The organism is Lysobacter sp. yr284 (genome assembly GCF_900107375.1).
In the GTDB taxonomy this organism is placed as follows: domain Bacteria; phylum Pseudomonadota; class Gammaproteobacteria; order Xanthomonadales; family Xanthomonadaceae; genus Lysobacter.
The window spans coordinates 144,664-159,382 of the sequence record NZ_FNPT01000008.1 but is presented as its reverse complement, the minus strand read 5'-3'; the positions used below and the strand labels follow the sequence as shown (position 1 = coordinate 159,382).

General features: G+C 71.4%; 10 protein-coding genes. 6 read left to right on the top strand and 4 right to left on the bottom strand.

All coding sequences use genetic code 11. The annotated features are described in order from the left end of the window. Positions 1 to 4 precede the first annotated feature (4 nt). A complete protein-coding gene (locus BLV01_RS14575; protein ID WP_256375606.1) occupies positions 5 to 1,276 on the top strand; it encodes a TIGR03862 family flavoprotein in 1,272 nt (423 codons plus the stop codon). Positions 1,277 to 1,562: 286 nt separating this feature from the next. Here BLV01_RS14575 and BLV01_RS14570 read toward each other — a convergent pair whose 3' ends face one another. Next, positions 1,563 to 2,195: a hypothetical protein gene (locus BLV01_RS14570; RefSeq protein WP_091800945.1), complete on the bottom strand. Its 633-nt coding sequence runs from the start codon at positions 2,193 to 2,195 to the stop codon at positions 1,563 to 1,565. Between the two features lie 162 nt (positions 2,196 to 2,357). Continuing rightward, complete coding sequence (locus BLV01_RS14565; RefSeq protein ID WP_091800943.1) at positions 2,358 to 3,098, bottom strand: sulfurtransferase; 741 nt, start codon at positions 3,096 to 3,098, stop codon at positions 2,358 to 2,360. A gap of 210 nt (positions 3,099 to 3,308) precedes the next feature. Between BLV01_RS14565 and BLV01_RS14560 the strand changes: the two genes are divergently transcribed. After that, on the top strand, positions 3,309 to 3,620 hold the full coding sequence (locus BLV01_RS14560) for an HPF/RaiA family ribosome-associated protein (protein WP_091800940.1): 312 nt from the start codon (positions 3,309 to 3,311) through the stop codon (positions 3,618 to 3,620). A 627-nt stretch (positions 3,621 to 4,247) separates the two neighbouring features. Here the strand turns inward: BLV01_RS14560 and BLV01_RS14555 are convergent. Together BLV01_RS14555 and BLV01_RS14550 are read right to left on the bottom strand one after the other, a co-directional pair. Then, the gene (locus BLV01_RS14555; protein ID WP_091800994.1) at positions 4,248 to 4,856 is read right to left on the bottom strand and encodes an HD domain-containing protein; all 609 of its coding nucleotides are present in this window, start codon (positions 4,854 to 4,856) and stop codon (positions 4,248 to 4,250) included. A gap of 411 nt (positions 4,857 to 5,267) precedes the next feature. Continuing rightward, entirely contained in the window at positions 5,268 to 11,966 is a 6,699-nt protein-coding gene (locus tag BLV01_RS14550) for a putative Ig domain-containing protein (RefSeq protein WP_091800937.1), read from the bottom strand. A gap of 315 nt (positions 11,967 to 12,281) precedes the next feature. Between BLV01_RS14550 and BLV01_RS14545 the strand changes: the two genes are divergently transcribed. From BLV01_RS14545 to BLV01_RS14530, 4 genes are all read left to right on the top strand, one after another. Beyond that, complete coding sequence (locus tag BLV01_RS14545; RefSeq protein ID WP_091800933.1) at positions 12,282 to 12,812, top strand: phage tail protein; 531 nt, start codon at positions 12,282 to 12,284, stop codon at positions 12,810 to 12,812. A 70-nt stretch (positions 12,813 to 12,882) separates the two neighbouring features. Then, a complete protein-coding gene (locus tag BLV01_RS14540; protein ID WP_091800929.1) occupies positions 12,883 to 13,413 on the top strand; it encodes a phage tail protein in 531 nt (176 codons plus the stop codon). A gap of 65 nt (positions 13,414 to 13,478) precedes the next feature. Then, positions 13,479 to 14,009 (top strand): phage tail protein, encoded by a 531-nt coding sequence (locus BLV01_RS14535; protein ID WP_091800926.1) that lies wholly within the window; start codon positions 13,479 to 13,481, stop codon positions 14,007 to 14,009. Beyond that, positions 14,009 to 14,611: a GNAT family N-acetyltransferase gene (locus BLV01_RS14530; RefSeq protein WP_091800924.1), complete on the top strand. Its 603-nt coding sequence runs from the start codon at positions 14,009 to 14,011 to the stop codon at positions 14,609 to 14,611. The genes BLV01_RS14535 and BLV01_RS14530 overlap by 1 nt, the downstream gene beginning before the upstream one ends. The last annotated feature ends 108 nt before the right edge of the window (positions 14,612 to 14,719 follow it).

The following is a 14,719-nucleotide window of genomic DNA, read 5'->3' as shown; positions in this document are numbered from 1 at the left end:
CTCCGTGTCCGCAACCGGCCCCGCCCCGTCCCTGCCCGAAACCCTGCCCGCCGTGGCCATCGTCGGCGGCGGCCCCGCCGGCCTGATGGCCGCGCAGGCCGCGCGCGCGCTCGGCGTCGAGGTCGACCTGTTCGAGGCCAAGGGCTCGGTCGGACGCAAGTTCCTGATCGCCGGCAAGGGCGGGCTCAACCTCACCCACGGCGAACCGCGCCCGGGCTTCGATGCGCGCTACGGCGAACGCGCCGGCGAGATCGGGCGCTGGCTCGACCGCTTCGACGCCGACGCCTTGCGCGAATGGGCGCGCGGTTTCGGCGTGGAGACCTATGTCGGCAGCTCCGGACGGGTGTTCCCGATGGACCGCAAGGCCGCGCCGCTGCTGCGCGGCTGGGTGCGGCGGCTGCGCGAGGACGGCGTGCGTTTCCACGTCCAGCACCGCTGCACCGGCCTGGACGCCGACGGCGGCCTGCGTTTCGACACGCCCGCCGGCGCGGCGCGCACCCGCGCGCGCGCCTGCGTGTTCGCGCTCGGCGGCGGCAGCTGGCCGCAGCTGGGGTCCGACGGCGCCTGGACCGGCTGGCTGGGCGCGCGCGGCCTCGACATCGCGCCGCTGCAGCCAGCCAACTGCGGCTTCGACATCGGCTGGAGCGGGCATTTCGCCCAGCGCCACGCCGGCGCGCCGCTCAAGCCGGTGGTCGCGCACTGGCGCGAAGGCGGCGAGGAACGTTCGCTGCAGGGCGAATGCGTCACCACCGCGACCGGGATCGAGGGCAGCCTGGTCTATGCGCTGTCGGCGATGCTGCGCGAACGCATCGCCGCGCACGGCGAGGCGGTGCTGGAACTCGACCTGGCGCCGGGCCGCGACCTGGAACGCCTGCAGCGCGACTTCGCCCGCCCGCGCGGCGGCCGCAGCGTCGGCGAGCACCTGCGCCGGCAGACCGGGCTGGATGCGGTCAAGGCCGCGCTGGTGTTCGAGACCCTCGGCAAGGACGGCCTGCACGACGCCGCCACGGTCGCGCGCACGATCAAGCGCCTGCCGCTGCGGCTGCTGCGCGCGCGGCCGATCGCCGAGGCGATCAGCAGCGCCGGCGGCGTGCGGCTGCAAGCGCTGGACGCGGGCCTGCGCAGCGGCGCGCTGTCGCCGCCGGCGTTCTTCGCCGGCGAAATGCTGGATTGGGAAGCGCCGACCGGCGGCTATCTGCTGACCGCGTGCTTCGCCAGCGGCCTGATCGCCGGCGAAGCGGCGGCGCGGGCGGTGCTGGGCCGCGCGGCGGATTGAGCCGCCGGAATCCGGCGAGGTCGTTGCCGCTACTGTTCCGGCGCACTCTGGACGGCGAGTCCCCCCATTGCCAGCGACGGGTACTCGCACCGTCGGTGACGGACTCTCATCGCGTCATTCCGGCGAAAGCCGGAATCCATCTCGATCTTGCGCGTGCATTTGCCTGCCCGGGAACGAGCGGAGCAGCGACAATATGGATTCCGGCTTTCGCCGGAATGACGCGATGGAGGATCGCGCTGCGGTCCCGACAATCACCCAGCGGTATTCAAGGCGAAGCCGCGCCGGCTTACGAGGTCGCCTTGTCCGGCAACGCCTTGCCCATGTAGAACATCGACGCGCACAGGCCCACGCCCTGAGCGCTCGCCGCCGGCAGGTCGCTGCCCTGCAGCGCGATCAGCTTGATCACGTCGCCGCTGCCCTCGCTGACCTTGGCCAGGGCGATGAAGCCGGTCGGCTGGGTGCCGCAGAAGGCGTTGGCCGGGGTTTCCCTGGGCGGGGTCTGCTCGATCACCCGGCGCAGTTCCACCGCCTGGCTGGCCTCGACCTGCATGGTCGCGCCATAGGTTTGGCCGGCGCTGTACTGGTCGCCGCCGCGCACGATCGCGACCCGCTCGGTCTTGTACAGCGAACCGTTCTCGCCCTTCATTTCCAGGTCGTCGATGGTCAGCTTGCCGGTGGTCGCCTGCGCGACCGGGTTGCCCGGGTCGAAGGTGCCCAGCGCGACCGGCGTCAGCATCGGCGGCGAGGCGCGCGAGACCGGCTCGGCGTCCGGATCGGGCACGGCTTTGGGCGGGGCCGGCGCCGCGGCGGTGGTCTCCTGCGGGGCGGCAGTGTTGACCGGCGCGCTCTGGCTGCATGCGGCCATCGCCAGGACGGCGGCCGCGAGCAGGCCTACAGCGGGGAACAGGCGTCGGTTCATCGGGATCCTCATGACGATTCAGTGCCGGCGGCGCAGCGCGCGACGGCGTCCATTGGCGATGGCGGGGGACGGCGCGGGGCCGGTCCATCGCGAACGCGCAGCCTAACCGCAGGCCGCATTTGGACGGGTTAACGATTTGTAATGAATGGCAAAAAAAGCCAGTCAGGCGGCGGCGTCGCGCAAAGGCCGCAGCTGCGGGTCCAGGGCGAGGCGGTCGTCGAACACGAAGCAGCCGCCGTCGTAGTGGCGGCCGCCGACGTGTTCGAAGTAACCCAGGATGCCGCCGTCGAGCTGGAGCAGGTTGTCCATGCCGTCCGCGCGCAGCCACAGCGCGGCTTTTTCGCAGCGGATGCCGCCGGTGCAGAAGCTGACCACGGTGGCCTCGCGCAGCGCTTCGCGGTGCGGCGCCAGCGCCTCGGGCAGCTGGGTGAAGTTGTCGATCGGCAGGGTCAGGGCGTTGTCGAAACTGCCGTAGCCGACCTCTTCGCGGTTGCGCGTATCCAGCAGCACCACGCGCTTGCCGGCGTCGTCGTGGCCCTGGTCGAGCCAGCGCGCCAATGTGTCGGGCGTCACACTCGGTGCGCGTCCCTGCAGCGGCGAGCTGTGTTCGCGGCGGAACGCGATGATCTCCCGCTTCAGCTTGACCTTGAGCCGGGCGAACGGCTGCGCGCGGCTGCGGCTGTACTTGGCGGCGAGCCCTGCGAAGCGCGGGTCGGCGCGCAGCTGCGCGAGCAGGGACTCGATGGCCTCGCCGCTGCCGGCCAGGAACAGGTTGATGCCTTCCGGCGCGACCAGCGCGGTGCCGCGCAGTTGCAGGGCTTCGGCCTGCTCGCGCAGGCGCTGGGCCAGCTGCGGCGGGTCGTCGATGACGGCGAAATGGTAGGCGGCGATGTTGACGACCATGACGCCATTGTACCGCCCCGCCTCGCGGGCGATCTCACACCCTGACATGTCCCGGCTGGGCCGAAGCTGAACGCAACGAGAACCTTCCACGAGGACGCCGGTCGGAAGTTTTGCGTGGCCGACAAGCCGACCGAACAGCGGCGGACCGCGCAGACGCCGGGCAAGGGCCCGCGCGTCGACCCGATATCTGCGCCACAAGGAGGCGTTTGCATGAAGATCCAGCTCAACACCGACCACCATGTCCGCGGCGACGATTCGCTGGAACACCACGTGGAAGGCGTGATCGACCAGAACCTGGGCCGTTTCCGCGAACAGATCACCCGCGTCGAGGTGCACCTGCGCGACGTCAACGGCGAGAAGAGCGGCGGCCACGACAAGCACTGCACCATCGAGGCGCGGCTGGAAGGCCGTCCGCCGATGGCCGCGACCGAGGACGCGGCCACCATGCGCGCGGCCATCAGCGGCGCGGCGCGCAAGCTGCAACGGGTGCTGGACAGCTCGCTGGGCCGATTGTCGGCGTGAGCGTCGCGGGCGGCGCTGCGGCGCCGCCCTTCCCTCCACGGCGGCGCGGCCGCCCCGATCGACAGCGACCGCGGCACCGCCGCGGCGCCCTACCCTCTCCCCCGCGATGGCGACCCGGAGGCGCCTGCTTCATCGGTCTAGCGACGCGCACGCGTCGCACGCTCGACGGCAGCGGCGGCCTTGCGCCGCCGTCCTTCCCCACCGCCCCGGCGGCCGCGCGCAGCGGCCGCCGTTTTTCATGGCGGCGCGCTGTTGTGGGAGGGGCTTGAGCCCCGATGCCTTTCGATCCGGTCGCGATGACGGCTCCGGCGATCCGAGCCGAAAGCGTCGGGGCTCAAGCCCCTCCCGCAACAGCACAAGCATCGAAGCGCGGCATTGCCCGATCTTTGTGGGAGGGGCTTGGGCCTCGACGCTTTTCGATCCGCTCGCGATGCGGATTCCAGCGATCTGCACTGAAAGCATCGGGGCTCAAGCCCCTCCCGCAACAGCACAAGCATCGAAGCGGGGCATTGCCCGATCTTTGTGGGAGGGGCTTGAACCCCGACGCTTTTCGATCCGCTCGCCATGACGGCTCCGGAGGCCTGAGCCGAAAGCATCGGAGCTCAAGCCCCTCCCACGACAGCGCGCTCAGCGCTTGGTGGTGATCGCGCGCCGCAGGTTGTTGCGCGCGGCGGCGTCGTAGCGGTCGTGGAAGAAATCGCTGAGGAAGATCCGCTCGCGCTTGAGCAGCGCTTTGAGGAAACGCCGGCGGTTGAGCCGGAACAGCGGGCCGGGGACGTGGCCGCGGTATTCCGAGGCGATGCCGCGGTCGTAGGCGTCGAATACCGCCGGCTCGGCGCCGAGGATGGCCATGTCGCCGTCGAGGAACAGGCGCGTCTGCTCGTCGACGTCGTCGCGGGCGATGGCGCCGTGGCGCGCGGTCAGTTCGATCAGTTCGGCGACGCGCGCGGCGTCGATGCCGTCGGCCGCCTGCCAGCGCGCGATGTGCTCGCGCGCCAGCAGCGCCGAGCGCGCTTCGTTGTCGCGGCGGCCGGCCTGGTAGATCGCGTCGTGGTACAGCACCGCCAACGCGGTTTCGCGCGGCTGCGCCCACCCCGGGCCGGCGGCGACGTCGGCGTAGTGGCGCAACACTTCGGCGACGTGGCCGATGTTGTGGTACGCGCGCGGCGGCGCGGCGTAGGCGGCCTGCAGCGCGGCCAGTTGCCCGGCCGGCAACGCCAGCGGCAGCAGCGCCAGCGCGTCCTCGCCGAGGCGGTCGCGGGCGGCGCTGGCGAAGGCGGGCGTGGCGGAGTCGGACATGGCGGCGAAATCGCGGGAGATTGCGCCCATCTTGGCATTTTCGACGCCGCAGCGCGGCGGGACGCGTCGCCGGGACCGGCCCTAGAGGGAGGAGCTGCAGCCCGACGCTTTGGCGTCGGACAAGCGTGCCTCGCAGGCGATCTGCGCCGAAAGCGTCGGGGCTGAAGCCCCTCCCACCGCGCTGCCCGGGTCGGACCCGCGCCGCTGCCTTGCCCGCCTCGAACAGTCCCGCCCCGACTCGATACGCGCTCGCGGCGAGGCGATCGCGCCTGGCGGCCAGGCCGAAGCGCGCGCAAAAAAAACGGCGGGCGCCCGAAGGCGCCCGCCGCTGCGTTCATCCCGCTTCGATCAGTACTTCTTCTCGATGTTGATCATGAAGCTGTTGTCGTCGTCGTTGCCGCTGCCGAACAGGCCGCGATACTCCAGCCGCAGCGCCCAGTCGCGCTCGGTCTGCAGCACCGCGCCGAGGCCGAACACGAAGCGGTTGCGGTCCAGGCCCTGCAGGCGGGCGCGGTAGAACGGGCCGCCGACCATGTCGGCGTAGCTCATGATCGCGTAGCTCGCGTCCTGGAAGTCGTGCTGGTATTCCAGGCGCAGCTGCGGCGAGAACGTGCCCCAACGCACCGGGTGGCGGTAGTCCAGGCGCAGGCCGAGGCTGGTGGTGGTGGTGTCCACGTCCAGGTCGCGGTAGTTCAGCGCGTACTGCGCGTCGCCGCTCTCGGTGTAGCCGTCGAGGGTGGCGCGGGCCACGTCCAGGCGGGCGTACGGGGAGATCCGCAGCTTGTCGCGCTGGTATTCCAGGCCGGTGGAGACCGAGGCGAACCACTGGCTGCCGTCGCGGCTGCCGCGGACCATGCCGCCGGTGTCGGTGACGAAGCGGCGCGAGTCGAACGACAGCCACTGGTAGCCGAGCAGGCCGTCGAGGAAGAAGCTCTCGCCCGGGTGGTAGCTGGCGTACAGCACCGCGCTGTAGCTCTCGCCCTTGCTGCGGCTGCCGCGGGTGCCCACGTCGGTGTCGTCGCGGCCGTAGCCGACGCCGCCGCCGAAGGCGAAGTCGCGGCGCACGCGGTAGTCGGCGCCCAGGCTCACGCCGCTGGTCTTGAAGTCCAGCCCGCCGGAGCCGCCGCCGCGACCGTCGCGGTTGCCGCTCTCGATGGTGCCGCCGGTCCAGACCCCGTACTGCGGGCCGGTGCCTTCCACCCGCGGCTTGGCGTCCACGCCGGCTTGCTCGTCGCCCAGGGCCGGTTCGCGGCAATCGCTGCCCGGGGTGCGGCGCGCGCCTTCGCGGCAACGCGGGTCGACCGAGAAGCTCAGGCCGTTATCGAAGCGCGAGCCGCCGGTGCCGCCGTCGTGCAGGCCTTCCATGCGCTTTTGGAAGTTGCCGATCTGGGCGTTGGCGAAGCGGCGCGCGGCCTCGGCCTGGGCGTTGAGGATGCCCAGCACTTCGGCGTCCTTGGACGGATCGCTGCGCGGGGCGACTTCGATCTCGACCGTCGCCGGCGCCGAAGTGGCGTAGGCGTTGCTCAAGGTGAACGTCGCCACGGTCAGGCCGGAGTAGCCGATCACCGGGGTGTAGCTGAGCGTGTAGCCGCCGTTGGCCGCGCTGACCGTGGCCGTGCCCGAGCCGGCCGGGGTCAGCGAGACCAGGGCCGCGCCGGTGAACGGACCGCCGCGCGCGTCCTGGGTCAGCTCGACCTTGACCGTGGCGCCGGCGATGGTGCGCACGCGCTTGGGCGTGGCCACCGGCACCGGGTTGACGGTGATGGTCGAGGTGATCGGGGCGGAGGCGCCGAACGGATTGTTGAGGGTGTAGGTCAGCGCGATCGCGCCGACGGTCTCGGCCGCGGGCGTGTACACGATCTGGGTGCCCTGCACCGTCGCCGTGCCCGAGCTCGGCGGCGCCAGCAGGGTCACGCCGGTGAACGGCGCGCCGGTGGCGCCGGTGGCGGCGTCGATGGTGACCGGCTGGGTCGACAGCGTGGTCGCGTTCTGCGGCTGGCCGACCGGCACCGGCAACGCGTTGACCGTCACCGTCACCGTGGCCGGCGCGGAGGTGCCGCCCGGACCGGTCGCGGTGTAGGTGAAGCTGTCGCTGCCGAAGTAGTTGCTGGCCGGGGTGTAGACCACCGTGGTGCCGCTCGGCGTCGCGGTGCCGTGGGTCGGCGCCGAGGCCACCGCCACCGAGGCGATGATGCCGGTGTCGTTGGCGATCACGTTGATGGTGACGGCCTGGTTCGACTGGGTGCTGGCGCTGTCGTCGACGGCCACCGGCACCGCGTCGGCGACGACGACGGTGTAGCTGAGCGTGGTGTTGTAGCCGGCGTCGTCGGTGGAGCGGATCGCGAAGTTGTAGCTGCCCGCGGTCGTCGGGGTGCCGCTGACGACGCCCGCCGGACTCAGCGCGATGCCGACCGGCAACGAACCCGACGCCAGCGCGTAGGTGTACGGCGCGATGCCGCCGCTGGTGCTCAGGCCCTGGTTGTAGGCGGTGCCGACCACGCCGCCCGGCAGTGTCGCCGGCGAAATGGTCAGCGTCGCCGGAGCGATGGCGAAGGTGTAGACCTTCGACGCGGTCTGGCCGTTGGCGTCGGTCGCCTGCACGGTCAGGCTGAAGTTGCCGTCGCTGCGCGGGATGCCCGACAGCTCGCCGGCCGAGGTCAGGCTCATGCCGACCGGCAAGGCGCCGGCGGTGAGCGCGAACGTGTACGGCGCGACGCCGCCGGTGGCGCTGAAGTTCTGGTTGTAGGCGACCGCGGCGGTGCCGTTCGGGATCGAGGCCGGATCGATGGCGATGCTCGGCACCGCGACCACGATGGTGTAGCTCTGGTCGATGCGGAACGGAGCGCCGGTGCCGGTGCTCGAATCCTGCGCGCGCACGGTGACGTTGTAGTTGCCCGGCACCGTCGGCGTACCGCTGAGCACGCCGGCCGAAGTCAGGCTCACCCCGACCGGCAGCGAGCCGGCGACCAGGTTGAAGCTGTACGGCGCGGTGCCGCCGCTGGCGGCGAAGTTGATGCTGCTGGCGGTGCCGTAGTTCATCGGCAGGTTGCCCGGCGCCGGCGTCATCGACAGGGTCGGCGCGCCGATGATGAAGGCGAACACCTGGCCGACGGTGAACGGCCCGTGGCCGGTACCGGAATCGCGCGCGCTGACGGTGGCGTTGAACGTGCCCGACGCGGTCGGCGTGCCCGACACGGTCATGCTGTCGGTGCCGGTGGCGGTGATGCTCAGGCCCGCAGGCAAGCCGGCGGCGTTGAAGTTGTTGTACGGCGCGGCGCCGCCGGACCAGGTGAAGGTCTGGGTGTAGGCCGTGCCGACCTGCCCGGTCAGCGGGCCCGAGGCCGCGATGGTGATGGTCGGGTCGGCCACGTTCACCGTCACCGTCGCGGGCGCCGACGTGCCAGCGACGTTGGTCGCGGTGTAGGTGAAGCTGTCCGGGCCGGAGAAACCCGCGTTCGGTTGATACGTGATCGAGGTGCCCGTGGCGATCGCGGTGCCGTGCGCCGGCGCCGCAGCGATCGCGACCGAGGCCGCAATGCCGCCGGTGATGTTGAGCGTCACCGGCGTGGCGGCGGCGTTGTAGCCGACGTTGACCGAGACCGCATTGGCCACCGGCACGATGTCGGCGACGGTCAGCGTATAGCTCTGCGGCGCCGAGCTGTACGGGCCGGTGCCGCCGCTGGAATCGGTGGCGACGACGCTGAAGTTGAACGTGCCCGGCGCGCTCGGCGTGCCGCTGACGACGCGGGTGGTGCCGTTGAAGTTCATCCCGGCCGGCAGCGCACCGGCGCTGATCGCATACGAGTACGGCGCGGTGCCGCCGGTCGCCGGATTCAGCGCGGCGCTGTAGGCCGAGGCCACGGTCGCGTTGGCCAGCGGGGTCGCCGGCAGCAGGATGGTCGAGGCGCCGATGGTCAGCGTATAGGCCCGCGAGCCGGTGTACGGCCCGCTGCCGGTGCTGGAATCGGTCGCGGTGACGGTGAAGTTGAACGCGCCGCCCGCGGTCGGCGTGCCGCTGATGACGCCGCCGTTGCTCAGGCTCAGCCCGGCCGGCAGCGAGCCGGCGGTGACCGCGAAGCTGTAGCCGGCGGTGCCGCCGCTGGCGCTCAGGGTCTGGCTGTACGGCTGGGCGACGCCGCCGTTGGGCAGCGTGACCGGCGCGATCGCGATGGTCGGCACCGCGACGCTGAAGATGTAGGCGCGGTTGCCGGTCTGGCCGTTGGCGTCGGTGGCGATGACCATGAAGTTGAAAGTGCCGCCGGCGGTCGGCGTGCCGCTGAGGGTGCCGGTGCTGGACATGGTCAGTCCGGGCGGCGCGCTGCCGGCCGGAATCGCGAAGGTGTACGGACCGATGCCGCCGCTGGCGGTGGCGGTGGCGCTGTACGCGGCGCCGACCTGGGCGGCCGCGAAGCTGACCGGCGACACCACGATGGTCGGCGCTTGCACCTGCATCACATAGTTCTGAGTGCGCGCGAACGGCGCGCCGGCGCCGGTCGAGCTGTCGCGTGCGCGCACCGAGAAGGTGTACAGGCCGGTCACGGTCGGGGTACCGGCGAGCACGCCGGTGGCCGGATCCAGGCTCAGGCCGGTCGGCAAGGCGCCGGCGCTGATCGCATAGTTGTACGGCGCGGTGCCGCCGCCGGCGACGTAGGTCTGGCTGTAGGCCGTCCCGTAAACCGCGGTCAGCGTGCCAGCCGCCGGGCTCAGAGTCAGGGTCGGCGCCGACACGCTCAGGGTGAAGCCCTGGCCGACGGTGAACGGCCCGTTGCCGGTGCTCGCGTCGGTGGCGCTGGCGTTCAGCGCGAACGAACCGGCCGCGCTCGGCGTGCCCGACACCGTCGCCGTGTTGGCGCTGGTGGCAGTGACGCTGAGGCCGGCCGGCAGGCCGGTGACCTGGAAGCCGGTGAACGGCTGGGCGCCGCCGTTCCAGGTGAAGGTCTGGGTGTACGCCACGCCGATCTGGGCGGTGAACGGACCCGAGGCGGTCACGGTGATGGTCGGGTTGCCGACCGAGATCGTCGCCGTCGCCGGCGCCGAGGTGCCGGCGCTGTTGGTCGCGGTGTAGGTGAAGCTGTCGGGGCCGGCGTAGCCCGGGTTCGGCTGGTAGGTGACGGTCACGCCGGAGGCGATCGCGGTGCCGTGCAGCGGGGCCGTACCGATGGCGACCGAGGTCGCCACGCCGCCGGTGATGTTGAGCGTGATCGGATTGGCGCCGCTGTTGTAGGCGACCGACGCCGACACCGCATTGGCCACCGGCGGGATGTTGACCACCTGCAGCACATAGCCGCGCGGCGCCGAGTTGTACGGCCCGGAGCCGGTGCTGCTGTCGGTCGCGGTGACGGCGAAGTTGAAGGTGCCCGACGCGCTCGGCGTACCGCTGATCACGCCGGTGTTGATGTTCAGGCTCAGGCCCGGCGGCAGCGCGCCGGCGGTCACCGCGTACTTGTACGGCGCGGTGCCTTGGCTGGCCGGGTTGAGCGTGGCGGTGTACGCCACGGCCTGGGTGGCGTTGGCCAGGGAGGTCGCCGGCAGGTTCACGGTCGGCGGCGCGATCACCAGCGCATAGGCGCGCGAGCCGGTGTGCGGCGCGCCGGTGCCGGTGCTGGTGCCGGTAGCGGTGGCGGTGAAGTTGAAGGTGCCGCCCGCCGTCGGCGTGCCCGAGATCGCGCCGTTGGCCGCGAGCGTCAGGCCCGCCGGCAAGGCGCCGGCGGTGACCGCGAAGGTGTACGGACCGACGCCGCCGGACGCGCTCAGGGTCTGGGTGTAGGACGCGGCGACCAGGCCGTTGGGCAGCGTCGGCGGCGCGATCGAGATCACCGGCGGCGCCACCACCAGGGTGTAGGCGCGGGTGCCGGGGAAGTTGTTGGCGTCGGTCGCGCGCACGGTGAAGTTGAAGGTGCCGGCCGCGGTCGGCGTGCCGGTCAGCGCGCCGGCGGTGTCCAGGGTCAGCCCGGCCGGCAGCGCGCCGGCGGAAACGGCGAACGCGTACGGCGCGGTGCCGCCGCTGGCGGTGAAGGCCTGGTTGTAAGCGGCGCCGACGGTCGCGCCCGGAATGGTGACCGGATTGACCACCACGGTCGGCGGCTCCAGCACGGTGCCGGTGTAGGTGCGGATGCGGAACGCCACCGCCGGCACGCCCGGTCCGGGCAGGCTGCTGTCGGTGGACTTGATGGTGACGGTGTACGCGCCCGACGCGGTCGGGGTGCCGACGATGGCGCCGCCGCTGATGCTCAGGCCGGCCGGCAGCGCGCCGGTCTCGATCGCGTAGTTGTACGGCGCGACGCCGCCGCTGCCGGCCAGGGCGATGTTGTAGCTGGCGGTGCGGTACAGGGTCGGCAGGGCCGCCGGGGTGAAGTCGTGCTGGTTGTTGGGGATCGCGATCGTGTACGACTTGACCGTGGTCAGCGGGGTCGGCGCGGTCGAGTCGGTGACGCTGATCTGCACCGGGAAGTTGCCGCGCTGGCGGACCGTGCCGGAGAACGTCCCGTTGGCGAAGCTCAGCCCGGTCGGCAGCGTCCCCGCGCTGAAGGTAAAGGTGTACGGCGCGACGCCGCCGGTGGCGCTGAGCGACTGGCTGTAGCTGACGCCGAGCTGCGGCGCGATCGAGGCCGGGGTGACCGTGATCGGGCTGGTCGCGGCGGAGATGGTCACGTTGACCGTGACTTCGCCGCCGACGCCGTCGCCGAAGGTGAAGACGTCGGTCAGGGCGGTGTCGCCGTTGTGGGTGTAGGTGACCTTGTCGGTGCTCTGGTTGACCGTCACGTTGCCGTGCTGCGGCGGGGTGATCAGCGTGCCGATGCCGAAGCCGCCCGGCGGCGGGCCGCCGTCGCACAGGTCGGCGTCCAGGACCGCGGTGCCGCCGTTGGCGACCGCCAGGGTCTTGACCGGGCACAGGACCGACGGCGCCGCGACCGCGCCGAACGACCATAGCCCCGCCAGGACGATAAGGATCGCCGCCAGACCGCGCCGCCAGGTCCTGGCTGCGGCCGAATGCCCCCAGTACGAGACGTGCGAAACGCCCGCAGACTGCGCCGACTGCTGTTGCATGTTGTTCTTCCCCTGACGCCGGCGCTGCGCGCTTCATGCGCGGATCTGCCGGGGTTTTGCCCGTGAGCGATCTGGTTTCGGTGCGCCAACTGCCCCTGGCGCATCCCTTTCATTGACCTGATACGCAAAACGGATGCGAAAGCGGCCGCCTTCGGCACCGCTTCGCGTTAAGCAAGGGCATGGCGCTGATGCGCCATACCCGGGACCCGGCCGGACCGGCCCGTTCCGCCGTGCGCGGACGGGGCGTGCGGCCGAGGCTCCGGGAACGCAGTCCCGGGCGCGCACGGCGCCCGGAAAACACCTCTGGGGGAAGAGATGACAGAAGTATTCTTGGGGCAGATCACGACCTTCGGCTTTCAGTTCGCGCCGAAGTATTTCGCCTTGTGCAACGGCCAGACCCTGCCGATCGCGCAGAACCAGGCGCTGTTCTCGTTGCTGGGCACCATGTACGGCGGCAACGGCGTCACCAACTTCATGCTGCCCGATCTGCGCAGCCGCACGCCGGTGGGGGCCGGCAACTCGACCGACCCGGGCTGGAACCCGGCGCCCTACAACCAGGGCGAGATCGGCGGCGTCGAGAACGTGACCCTGCTGGTCACCCAGATGCCGAACCACACCCACACCCTGGGCTGCAATTCCGGCGCGGCCACCGGCCGCAATCCGACCGGGCAGCTGTTCGGCGCCACCGAAAAAGAGATGTACTCCACCACCGGCGGCGCCCAGGTCGCGCTGAACCCGGCCACCATCGGCAACGCCGGCAGCACCCAGGCGCACGCCAACGTGCAGCCCTACCTGGCGATCAACTTCTGCATCGCCCTGAACGGCATCTACCCCTCGCGCAACTGACTCGCGAACGAGCTTGCGGCCGCGCCGCGGCCACTCCTATCCGCAGTACGACATTCCTGGAGCACCTCTCATGAGTCAGCCATACCTGGGCGAGATCCGCCTGTTCGGCTTCAACCGCATTCCGCAAGGCTGGTACGCCTGCAAAGGCCAGTTGGTCTCGATCGCCGAAAACGATGCGCTGTACAGCCTGCTCGGCACCACCTACGGCGGCGACGGCATCAACACCTTCGGCATGCCCGACCTGCAAGGGCGCGTGCCGGTCCACCAAGGCCAGGGCCTGGGCCTGGGCAACTACCCCATCGGCCAGCGCGCCGGCAGCGAAAACGTCACCCTGATCGGCCAGCAGATGCCGCAGCACACCCACACCATGGTCGCGACCACGCTCACCGCCACCTCGAAAACCCCGGCGGCGACGCTGGAGACGGGCGCGCTCAACGGCGACGTGCTCTATGTCACCGACACCAGCGGCGCGACGGCCTTCGCCGCCAGCCCGCTGTCGGTGAGCACGATCGGCGGCTCTCAGCCGCACGAGAACCAGATGCCGACCCTGACCGTGCAGTACTGCATCGCCGCCTTCGGCATCTATCCGTCGCAAGGCTGACTTTCCGCATTCCTGGCCCCCGCCGGCGACAACGCTGCGACGGGCCGCAGATCGAGGACCTACCCATGACCGAACCTTTCGTCGCCCAAATCCAGGTATTCGGCTTCAACTTCGCCCCGCGCGGCTGGGCCGCGTGCAACGGCGCCACCATGGCGATCCAGCAGAACACGGCGCTGTTCGCGCTGCTGGGCACCCAGTACGGCGGCAACGGCCAGACCACGTTCCAGCTGCCCAACTTCGTCAACCGCGCCGCCGCCAACCAAGGCAGCGGGGCCGGGCTCACGCCGCGCAACGTCGGCGAGGCCTTCGGCGTCAATTCGGTTACCCTGACCAGCAACCAGATGCCGGCGCACTCGCATACGCTCAACGTCTACAACCAGCCCACCGACGCCAAGAAGGCGGCGTCGCCGTCCAACGGCAACGCGCTGGGCTCGCCGAGCATGAACGCGTTCGTGGCCTCCAACGCCGCCAACGCGCCGCTGGCGCCGACGGTGCTGCAGCCGGCCGGCGGCGGCCAGCCGCACGAGAACCGGCAGCCGTACCTGGCGATGAACTTCTGCATCGCACTGCAGGGCGTGTTCCCGGCGTTCAGCTGATGCAGGCCCTGCCCTCCGCTGCGCCGGCGCTGGCGTTCCCGCCGCCGCGCGCCGACCGCACCGACCTTCCCGCGCCCCCGGAGGGGCGCGGGGACGGCCTGGACCTGCCCGCGTCCCTGGCGCAACGCGGGATCGGCCTGCGCGCCGCGCGCGCCGACGACATCGGCTGGCTGCGCACGCTGTACCGCGAGCTGCGCGCGCACGAATTCGCGCCGATGGGCTGGCCGCCGCAGGCGCTGGCGGCGTTCCTGGACCAGCAGTTCGCGATGCAGCACCTGCACTACGTGCGCTACTACGAACGCGCCGACTTCCTGGTGGTGGAGCACGAGGGCGCACCGGTCGGCCGGATCTACCTGCAGCGCGCCGCGCCGGAGCACCTGCTGGTGGACATCAGCCTGGACGCGCGCGCGCGCGGCAGCGGCATCGGCGCGGGACTGGTGCGCTGGGCCCAGGACGAGGCGCACGCGCGCGGACGCGGCATGCGCCTGCACGTGGAGCACGGCAACCATGGTGCGCGCCGCTTGTACGAGCGCTTGGGATTCGTGTTGACCGAGAACCTGCCGACCCACGCGGCGATGCGCTGGGAATCGGACCTGCGCTGAGCGCCGCCGCGACGGCGGCCGACCCGATCCGTGCGCTGCTGCGCGCGGCGGCCGATCGCGGCCGGGCGCAGCCCCTGGAAAACGCGGCGGGCGCGATCCCCGGCGGCG

Bases quoted from the DNA above. Each gene is read 5' to 3' on its own strand.
- BLV01_RS14565 (WP_091800943.1), bottom strand. From the start codon at position 3,098: ATGGTCGTCAACATCGCCGCCTACCATTTCGCCGTCATCGACGACCCG.
- BLV01_RS14570 (WP_091800945.1), bottom strand. From the start codon at position 2,195: ATGAACCGACGCCTGTTCCCCGCTGTAGGCCTGCTCGCGGCCGCCGTC.
- BLV01_RS14545 (WP_091800933.1), top strand. From the start codon at position 12,282: ATGACAGAAGTATTCTTGGGGCAGATCACGACCTTCGGCTTTCAGTTC.
- BLV01_RS14560 (WP_091800940.1), top strand. From the start codon at position 3,309: ATGAAGATCCAGCTCAACACCGACCACCATGTCCGCGGCGACGATTCG.
- BLV01_RS14530 (WP_091800924.1), top strand. From the start codon at position 14,009: ATGCAGGCCCTGCCCTCCGCTGCGCCGGCGCTGGCGTTCCCGCCGCCG.
- BLV01_RS14535 (WP_091800926.1), top strand. From the start codon at position 13,479: ATGACCGAACCTTTCGTCGCCCAAATCCAGGTATTCGGCTTCAACTTC.
- BLV01_RS14540 (WP_091800929.1), top strand. From the start codon at position 12,883: ATGAGTCAGCCATACCTGGGCGAGATCCGCCTGTTCGGCTTCAACCGC.
- BLV01_RS14550 (WP_091800937.1), bottom strand. From the start codon at position 11,966: ATGCAACAGCAGTCGGCGCAGTCTGCGGGCGTTTCGCACGTCTCGTAC.